Origin of the sequence: Paraburkholderia sp. J67 (genome assembly GCF_905220265.1) — a bacterium.
Classification (GTDB): domain Bacteria; phylum Pseudomonadota; class Gammaproteobacteria; order Burkholderiales; family Burkholderiaceae; genus Paraburkholderia.
Map to the genome: position 1 here is coordinate 1 of NZ_CAJMZK010000059.1, position 4,897 is coordinate 4,897.

Consider the following 4,897-nt stretch of genomic DNA (forward strand, 5'->3'; position numbering starts at 1 on the left):
TTGACGATGAACGACGTGCGCGACCGCTTCCGCGCGGTAAAGCAAGTGCTCAAGCCCGAAACGCAAACTGGCATGCACGCGCACCACAACCTCTCGCTGGGCGTGGCGAATTCGCTCGTCGCGGTGGAAGAAGGTTGCGACCGCATCGATGCGTCGCTCGCGGGTATGGGCGCGGGTGCGGGCAACGCACCGCTGGAAGTGTTCATCGCGGCCGCGGAGCGCATGGGCTGGAATCACGGCACCGACCTCTACACGCTGATGGACGCGGCAGACGACATCGTGCGCCCGTTGCAGGACCGCCCGGTGCGGGTGGATCGCGAAACGCTCGCGCTCGGCTATGCAGGCGTGTATTCGAGCTTCCTGCGCCACTCGGAAGTGGCGGCGAAGAAGTACGGCCTCAAGACCGTTGACATTCTCGTCGAACTGGGCAAGCGCCGGATGGTCGGCGGCCAGGAAGACATGATCGTGGACGTGGCGCTCGATCTCAAACAGCGCGCCGAAGCCACCGCACAGTAAAACGCACGCCGCGTGTCGCATGAAGCGACCCGCGGCGTTGCTACGTCGTTCTGGCAAGACAAACGATTAGCCGCCACCAAGAGCGGCTGACACACAACATTGGAGACTTTGGACATGACGTCACGAATCCGTGGTGCTGGAGGAAGCAGCAAAGCAACGATCGGTTTATGCCTCGCCGTTGCCTTGCTCGAAGGGCTGGATCTGCAATCGGCAGGTGTGGCCGGTCCGCGTATGGCGAAGGAGTTCTCGCTTGCCGTCGCGCAGATGGGCTGGGCGTTCAGCGCTGGCGCCATCGGCTTGCTGCCGGGCGCGGCGCTGGGCGGGCGGCTTGCCGATCGCTTCGGTCGCAAGCGCGTGCTGATGGCGTCGGTGACGCTGTTCGGCCTGTTCTCGCTCGCGACCACGCTGGTCTGGAACTTCGAGAGCCTGCTGGTCGCGCGTCTGCTGACCGGCCTGGGCCTGGGCGCGGCGATGCCCAATCTGATCGCACTGTGCTCCGAGGCGGCGGGGCCGCAGCAGCGCAGCACGGCGGTGGGCGCCATGTATTGCGGCATGCCGTTCGGCGCGGCTATCGCGGCGCTCATCGGCATGCTCGGCGCGAGCCCGACGAGCTGGCGCGATGTGTTCTACGTGGGCGGCCTCGGGCCGATCGTGATGGTGCCGTTGCTGGGCGCTTTCCTGCACGAATCGCAGCAATTCGTGGCGGCACGCGCGGCGAAAGCGTCGCGCGAGGGCGTGCCGGGCGTGAGCGAGGCACTCTGGCGTCATGGCCGCGCACGCACGACGATCGCGCTCTGGATCAGCTATCTGGGCACGCTGATCGTGCTGTACTTCCTGATGAACTGGCTGCCTTCGATGGTGCTCTCACGCGGTCTCACGCGGGTGCAGTCGAACATCGTGCTGATGATGTTCAACATCGGCGGCGGCATTGGGGCCGTTGCGATGGCAACGATCATGGATCGCTTCGGACGTCGCCGCACGGTGATCGGCATGTATGCGGGCATTGCTCTCGCACTTGGCGCACTGGCGAGCGCGGGCGGTGCGGTATCGATGGCGTGTGGTGGTCTGCTGTGCGGTCTCTTTCTCGTGGGTGGCCAGTCGGTGCTCTACGCGCTCGCGGGTCATGCCTATCCCACCGAAGTGCGCGGCACGGGCGTCGGCGCGGCGGTGGCGGTCGGGCGGCTCGGTTCGATTCTCGGGCCGCTTGTAGCAGGGCAATTGTTCGCGTTGGGGCAGAGCGCTTCGATGCTGGTGGCGTCGAGCATTCCGCTGTGCGTGATTGCGGCGCTCGCGGCGCTCACGGTGGTGGGCGGTTTTGCACAGCGCAGCGCCTCGGGCGCACAAGGTATTTAAGCATTCCTGGCGGAGCGGGCCAGGCCCGTTCCATGACGGTTTATCGAGTTTTATTGCAAGGACATCATCATGACTGCGACTGCACAGACGATCACGGAAGCCTCCACTAGCCGCTTCGCGCGCGTAAAAGACGGCGAACTCGAACTGCAGATTCACTACAACGACACGGGCGCGCCCGCGCCGGACGCGAACGGCGAGACCGTCGTGATGCTGCACGGCTCCGGGCCTGGCGCAAGCGGCTGGGCCAACTTCAATCGCAACGTCGAGCCGCTCGTTGCGGCGGGCTATCGCGTGATCCTGATGGATTGCCCGGGCTGGAGCAAGAGCGACCCGATCGTTTGCACCACGTCGCGTTCGGAATTGAACGGCCGCGTGCTGGCGGGTCTGCTCGACGTGCTCGATATCGAGCGCGTGCATATTCTCGGCAATTCGATGGGCGGCCATAGCGCGGTGGCGTTTGCGCTCGCGTACCCGCAGCGCGTCGGCAAGCTCGTGCTGATGGGCGGCGGCACCGGCGGCCCGAGCAACTTCGCGCCGATGCCCACCGAAGGCATCAAGCTGCTGCAAGGGCTCTATCGCGAGCCGACCATCGAAAACCTCAAGCGCATGATGAACGTGTTCGTCTTCGACGCGAGCGCGCTGACCGACGAACTTATGCAGGCGCGGCTCGACAACATGCTCGCGCGGCGTGATCACCTCGAAAACTTCGTGAAGAGCCTCGCCGCGAATCCGAAGCAGTTCAACGACTACGGCCCGCGTCTTGGCGAAATCGCGGCGCCTACGCTCGTGATCTGGGGCCGCGACGATCGCTTCGTGCCGATGGATACCGGCTTGCGTCTGCTCGCCGGCATGCAGAACGCGCAACTGCACGTGTTCAATCGTTGCGGACACTGGGCGCAGTGGGAGCATGCGGATGCGTTCAATCGCATGGTGCTCGACTTCCTGGAGCATTGACACGTTAGCGGCGTAGTCGTGGCGAAGCGGCGCGCATCAATGCGCGTCGCACGGACGAGCGGCGTACACTGGACGCAGCCACAGGCGCGCCATGCATACCGCATTTGCGCCCTTGATGGCTGGACTCTTCAACTGCGTTCATTGGGATCGTCATGAAGAAACTGGTCAATCGTCCGTCCGACGTCGTCCGAGAAATGCTCGAAGGCGTTGCGCTGCAAGCGCCTCATGTCGTCATCCTCGGCGATGAAAACGTGTTGATGCGCCGCGACATCCCCGAATCGCAGGCCCGTTCGGTTGCGCTGATTTCCGGCGGCGGCAGCGGACACGAACCGGCGCACGGCGGTTACGTGGGCGCGGGCATGTTGAGCGCGGCCGTGTGCGGCGAGGTGTTTACGTCGCCGCCAACCGACGCCGTGCTCGCCGCCATCCGCGCGACGGCGGGGCCGAAAGGCGCGCTGCTGATCGTCAAGAACTATACGGGCGACCGCCTCAACTTCGGTCTTGCCGCTGAACTCGCACGTGCGGAGGGCATTCCTGTCGAAGTGGTGAGCGTAGCCGACGACGTCGCATTGCGCGGCCACGCGGAGCGTCATCAGCGCCGCGGCATTGCGGGCACGGTGCTGATCCACAAGATCGCGGGCGCGGCTGCCGCGCGCGGCGCGTCGCTCGAAGTGGTGGCGGCGACGGCACGTGAGGCGGCGGCGAATCTCGGCACGATGGGCGTCGCGCTCGACGGCTGCACGCTGCCCGGCGTCGCGCAATCGAGCTTTAGTCTCGCCGACGACGAGATCGAACTGGGTTTGGGCATTCATGGTGAGAAGGGCGTGGAGCGCAGCGCGCCGCTGCCGGCTGACGCGCTGGTCGAAGCGTTGCTCGTCAATATTCTCGAGGACCTGGCTATCACGCGCGGCGAGCGCGTCGTGCTGCTCGTCAACGGTCTGGGCGCGACGCCGCAGATGGAACTCGACATCGTGCTGCGCGCGGCCTGGACGAGTCTGCAACGGCGCGAAGTGCGCGTGGAGCGTGCGTGGGCCGGGACGTTTTTATCGGCGCTCAATATGCCGGGCTGCTCGATTTCGCTCATGCGAGTCGACGACGGCAGGATCGCGTTGCTCGACGCGGCCACCGACGCGCACGCGTGGCCCGGAAAAGGCTGCATCAATCCGACGATTCGTCTTGAGGTTGTGTCCTCCACGATTCATGAGGAATCCATATCGAATAAGCTGGATGTATCGCGCGTGGCATGGGCGGTGCGTACCAAGGCCGCGTTGGATGCCGTTGCGCAGGCGCTGGTGGACAACGAAGCGCGCCTCACAGAACTGGATGCGCTGGCTGGAGATGGTGATCTCGGTGCGAGCATGCGGCGCGCGGCCGATGCGGCTTTGGCGCTGCCCGTCGATGCACTCGGTACTGCGCCGCAGGCGCTGTCCGCTCTGGGCGCGAGTTTGCGTCGGGCGATTGCGGGAAGTTCGGGCCCGTTTTACGCGACGGCGCTGCTGCGCGCATCGCGTCATCTGGTAGATAAACCGGAGCCTACGCCTCAGGAATGGGCGCGCGCATGGCGTGGTGCGATCGAGGCGATCAGTGAACTAGGCGGCGCGAAGGCGGGCGATAGAACGATGCTGGACGCTCTGGTTCCAGCGGTGGATGCGCTCGAAGACGCATTGCAGAAAGGGCAGACGGTGCAAGAAGCGTGGAGCGCAGTCATCATGGCCGCCGAGCATGGCGCGCAGGCGACGGCGCATATGCATCCTCGTGTTGGGCGCGCGAGTTATCTGGGCTCGCGTGCGATTGGTTCGCCCGATGGGGGAGCGGTGGCGGTGGTGTGCTGGTTGGCGGCGTTGAAACCCTATTTGACGAGAAAAGCGTGAATGCGGCGATTTTGTTAGAAACAATGGCGATTTGATATTGACAATATCGAGCCGCTGATGCATTTAGGCGAAAAATGGCCGCCGAGAGGGGAAATAAATTATTTTGCAGAATCGCTTGACGTGCCATTCGACGCCCTGCATAATTCGCCTCCTCCTGCTGATGCAGCGACGCAGAAAACACCGGGTAGCAAGCAGTTACGGTG

4 protein-coding genes are annotated in these 4,897 nt (G+C 64.4%); all 4 read left to right on the plus strand.

The window, feature by feature from the left end:
• On the plus strand, positions 1 to 516 hold a 516-nt coding region (dmpG, locus tag U5782_RS40995; protein WP_322049580.1), incomplete at its 5' end, for a 4-hydroxy-2-oxovalerate aldolase.
• 114 nt (positions 517 to 630) lie between these two features.
• A complete protein-coding gene (mhpT, locus tag U5782_RS41000) occupies positions 631 to 1,869 on the plus strand; it encodes a 3-(3-hydroxy-phenyl)propionate transporter MhpT (RefSeq protein WP_322049581.1) in 1,239 nt (412 codons plus the stop codon).
• Between the two features lie 69 nt (positions 1,870 to 1,938).
• Positions 1,939 to 2,823 carry an alpha/beta fold hydrolase gene (locus U5782_RS41005; RefSeq protein ID WP_322049582.1) on the plus strand — a complete coding sequence of 295 codons (885 nt, stop codon included), beginning with the start codon at positions 1,939 to 1,941 and terminating at the stop codon, positions 2,821 to 2,823.
• 152 nt (positions 2,824 to 2,975) lie between these two features.
• On the plus strand, positions 2,976 to 4,694 hold the full coding sequence (locus tag U5782_RS41010) for a dihydroxyacetone kinase family protein (RefSeq protein ID WP_322049583.1): 1,719 nt from the start codon (positions 2,976 to 2,978) through the stop codon (positions 4,692 to 4,694).
• Positions 4,695 to 4,897: the final 203 nt, after the last annotated feature.

What these genes read in the sequence shown, in the direction of transcription:
- mhpT (WP_322049581.1), top strand. Translation starts at nt 631, where the DNA reads ATGACGTCACGAATCCGTGGTGCTGGAGGAAGCAGCAAAGCAACGATC.
- U5782_RS41005 (WP_322049582.1), top strand. Translation starts at nt 1,939, where the DNA reads ATGACTGCGACTGCACAGACGATCACGGAAGCCTCCACTAGCCGCTTC.
- U5782_RS41010 (WP_322049583.1), top strand. Translation starts at nt 2,976, where the DNA reads ATGAAGAAACTGGTCAATCGTCCGTCCGACGTCGTCCGAGAAATGCTC.